Here is a 3,917-nt window from a genome sequence, read left to right on the forward strand (position 1 = left end):
CAAAACTCTATATCACGCAACTTGAATTACTCATAGATTTTAGTTCGTCCCAAGCCGCAAAGCTCTGAGGTTTCTTCGATGGAAAAAGCAAGTTTCATCAGTATATCCTGTTGTGGGGTTGAGTGGCGTGATTTGGTATACAGCCCCTATGTGGGCTGCAAGGTATGAAGGTAATCAACGGCTTTCGAGGCTTCACTGGCGGCAACAATCAGGCAACGATTATCTTTTTGAAGCACTTGTTTCCAGTGGTCGATGTAACTGGCATGGTTTCCTTTTTCGGTAGTAGGAAGGCCGAAGCTGGCACAAAGAAACGCAGCTCCAAGTTCGGCGGTCAGTTCTTCAGCCGCATAGGCACTATCACCAAAACGTTTACCCATGTTGCGGTTCAGCCGTTTCTGATTTCCACTCCAATGGATCAACTCATGATGGAGGGTAGAATAAAAATGCTCCGTTGCCGAACATACCGGGGTATCAACAAATGCTTCCAGGGACGGCATATAGATTTTGTCGAGTGCAGAGACATAACAGGCTTCGTTCCCGGTATAGTCAATACAGGCCTGGGTGTTTTGAACAAATGCTTCGACCAGTGACAGCCGTTTCGGTAAAGAACCCTGCTCTGCTTCCGGTGACAGACTGGGAACGTAGTCTTTAAGCTGGCACCGGTTGAAAACAACAGAAGCTTTCAGAAAGGGTATGTTCTTGACTTCTCCGTCTACTTCTTTTTCAAACGTATCGTAGTAAACGATAAGACTGCCCTTCTCGCCTTTGCGGATGATTTGACCTTTTTGCTTCCATTGCTTGAAAGAAGCCCATTCGGGAGAAGCATATTTCCGTTCGAGGGCGGATGCCCATAAGAGAAGGATATTGATTCCCCGGTACTGTTTGCCAGTGGTACTGTTTTCCGGAAGGGCTAAAAGTCTGGCAGTGTCACTTTTCCAGGGCTGTTGCCACGGGATGGTTCCTGTATCGAGCTGACGCATAATGGTATCGGTAACCTGCTGATAGAGATCCTTCCGGCTGGTTGGGGATTGGGTTAAAAATTGAGAAGCCATGAATTAAATCCTTTCCTGGCTAGAGGTGGATGAGGTATGGGGTACGCCTATTGCCGGAAAGTAGCGAGCATCCGGCTGTTATTTTGGCTGGCGGGTGGAAGGGCAAAGTCCGAGGCAAATAAAAGTTAGTACGAGAACCATCGCGGTTATAGGACTGCCAGTTCCAGCTATTCACCGATTCATGAAAGAGTAGTCTGCTTGGCTTCAAGATCCGATTTTTAAACCCATGCTAAGCATATGAGCTTCATTCACATCCTTACCATGGGCGTATTGGTGGTTCATTGGCACATGAAGAATATGCTCCGAGTGGAAAAAGGCACCAAAAGCCTTGGTCGCTTTGTGACCTGGATCATCATTATCTAACCAGGTGAATGCCGTCTGATAGCCGAAGCCCCGAATGTAGGCCGTTGCATCTTTTAGTAACGAGATGGAATTCAAAATCATCACATCCTCTTCAAACATAATGCCGTTCTTCTTGGTGATGGTAGACAGGAAATCCATAAATCCCTCAAAAATATGAATACCATTTGTGCCTACCACCGTGCCTCGAATGAAGGAAATGGCCTTCTTTTTGACACAACCTTTAAAGTAGAGATTACGGTAGTCATAGCCATCTTCTTCATTTTTGATGGCAGCCGCAAAATACTCTTTACCGGTCCTCTGGTTGTAAATGCGCACTTCCCGGAGATACTTTACTGCAACTTCCTTCAAAATACCCCGGCTTTCCAGATAGCGGATCAACGCAACGTGTGTGAGGGGTTTGACGCTTTTCAGGATGAGGATATTTTCCTCGCTTTTACTCTCCCAGGTGGGATAAATACAGACAGAATGATCAGCAGGAAACATATTACCAAGCCACCTTAGAGCATCTGAAATCGAGTTTCCGGTATCGCTGCTGTTAAGATAGTGACAGACAAAATCAATCGGATCACCACCCAGGCCTTCTCCAAAATCATACCAGGTATTCAAGACGGTATTTACTTTAAAACTTGGCGTTCTTTCCTGGCGGAATGGTGAATAGTACCATTCACCGGAAGATCTTTTTTTTACTAGGGTCAATCCTATTTTCTGCAAGATTTCAGACAAAGCAATCGTACGGGCCGTTTCAATGTTCATCATTGATGCTCCTTGGGCGTTCAAATCGGTGGAAAGTAGTGATTACGCGGCTGTTCTCAGAACATATTTCTCTTCCATTTGCTGGTTAAGAAAATTTATTAGGTAGGTACGGCTGTACCGGATACAGGAACCAACCCTGATAGGGCTCAAATCATATCGATTCAGGCAGTCCCAGACGGCAAGTGTACCGCATGTTTTATCCAGAAAAAGGGCAGCTTCCTGGCGCGTCAGTAACGGCTCATCCAGCAAGGTCATATCCTCTGACAACAGAAGATGACAAATCAAATCCCTTTTTTGATAATAAACCTTTTGGGCAAGCTTTACCGGGTGAAGATGGTAACGGCCTGTGCAATCCCAGACCGCTAACGTACCCGGTGAAATTTTCAACAGACGGGCTGCTTCTTTACGAATCAGCAATTCTTGCCGGACATCCGGTATAGATCTGGAAACTGAAGTAGTTTCAACGAGATATGGAATAATGTGAACCCCCTGAAAAAGAGTTGGCGAAGGGGTGTTTATAATAGCCGGAAATAGAAAGTGGGTAAAATACCTATCAGATTAATATGCATTAATGACGCATGGTGTAATTCAGAAGAAGATTTATCGGTCCCATTCTTTGTCGCGCTCCTGTTCCTTACCCTGCCCCCCTTGTTCCAGTGTTTTTCTCAGATACTCACGGTCAAGTTCTTTTTCCCGTTGTTTGCTGCCCGCTTTGATGCCTTGGAGCCTGAGAGAGTCATCCGAAACCAGGCCTTTCAGGAAGGTGTCCAGCAGCTTAGGCTCATGTTCACGAAGTTGGTAGCCCTCATTAAAGCCTTTGATAAACCTTTTTTCTTCGTCCGGGGTGAATTCTTTATCTTCCATCGTGTCTAAAAGGTTTCGCGGGCATTCTTTTCTAAATACGCGTGTAAGGAATCTCGGTCGTAAACGATGAGTTTCTTCTGAGGTTGAGAGAACCGAATTTTACCTTCATCCCGAAGCTTTTGAAGGGTCGTTTTTGACTTGATATTCAAAAGTGTCATGGCTTCATCGGTGCTGAGCCATTTTTCTTCTTTGGCGGCACTTTTCCCTTCCAAACGTTCGACCACGTTCTCAATCAGAGCATAAAAGGCTTCGGTTTCGATACAGATCACTTCCATGACCGAATGTAGGAAAATTTTCAAATGGCCACGCCTTTAACTGGTTTATTTTGCCTTTGAGCCTACATAATGAGTGGGTAGGATAAGACGGGTATACCCCAGATGAGGTGGAATGGAAGATTCGTGCTCAGATGGTTAGCTAGAGGAAAGGGTTTTATCATTTGTTGAAGACACCTCTTTCCTGGATTGACGCCCTATGTTGATGTTTCTGTTAAACTCATGAGTTAAGGCCTTTCCCATATATCTTTCCAACGAGAAAATTCGGATGGTTTAACCCGGTAACGAGCGTAATTTCCCTCATGCAAAGCCAGAAGCTCGGTCTCCACAATTTCGACAAACTTTCTCTGCTCCGATGGAGGTACTTTTTGAGCGGTTTCCCGAATGGTTTTTAAAGCCTCTTCTTGGGACATTGCTCCGGAAATAATCGCTGCAATGACTCTCCGAATCTCTTCCCGATAGGTAAGCCGAAAGGCATCGGGTTCTCCTAACGATTGACGGATGGCAGCATACCGTAAAGCGGATCGCTCATAGGCCCATAGAAAGACATCCTTAAAAAGCTCAATCCGGCCCAACTCGTAAAGTTGATATGGTCCTAAAAATCCGGACACGA

Annotated in this window: 5 protein-coding genes and 1 pseudogene; all 6 read right to left on the minus strand. The window is 45.4% G+C overall.

Features of this window, described 5'->3' with window-relative positions:
- Nucleotides 1-146: 146 nt before the first annotated feature.
- Complete coding sequence (locus BLX24_RS29585; protein WP_071506818.1) at nucleotides 147-1,052, minus strand: ArdC family protein; 906 nt, start codon at nucleotides 1,050-1,052, stop codon at nucleotides 147-149.
- A 204-nt stretch (nucleotides 1,053-1,256) separates the two neighbouring features.
- The gene (locus tag BLX24_RS29590) at nucleotides 1,257-2,171 is read right to left on the minus strand and encodes a DUF8464 domain-containing protein (protein ID WP_083422263.1); all 915 of its coding nucleotides are present in this window, start codon (nucleotides 2,169-2,171) and stop codon (nucleotides 1,257-1,259) included.
- A 39-nt stretch (nucleotides 2,172-2,210) separates the two neighbouring features.
- Nucleotides 2,211-2,585 carry a helix-turn-helix domain-containing protein gene (locus BLX24_RS33720; RefSeq protein ID WP_229201920.1) on the minus strand — a complete coding sequence of 125 codons (375 nt, stop codon included), beginning with the start codon at nucleotides 2,583-2,585 and terminating at the stop codon, nucleotides 2,211-2,213.
- A gap of 183 nt (nucleotides 2,586-2,768) precedes the next feature.
- Complete coding sequence (locus BLX24_RS29600) at nucleotides 2,769-3,032, minus strand: hypothetical protein (protein ID WP_071506819.1); 264 nt, start codon at nucleotides 3,030-3,032, stop codon at nucleotides 2,769-2,771.
- Between the two features lie 5 nt (nucleotides 3,033-3,037).
- Nucleotides 3,038-3,307, minus strand: a complete 270-nt coding sequence (locus BLX24_RS29605; RefSeq protein ID WP_071506823.1) for a helix-turn-helix domain-containing protein — start codon at nucleotides 3,305-3,307, stop codon at nucleotides 3,038-3,040.
- 224 nt (nucleotides 3,308-3,531) lie between these two features.
- Nucleotides 3,532-3,917, minus strand: a pseudogene (locus BLX24_RS33000) (Fic family protein); the annotation flags it as partial.

Origin of the sequence: Arsenicibacter rosenii, assembly GCF_001870735.1 — a bacterium.
In the GTDB taxonomy this organism is placed as follows: domain Bacteria; phylum Bacteroidota; class Bacteroidia; order Cytophagales; family Spirosomataceae; genus Arsenicibacter; species Arsenicibacter rosenii.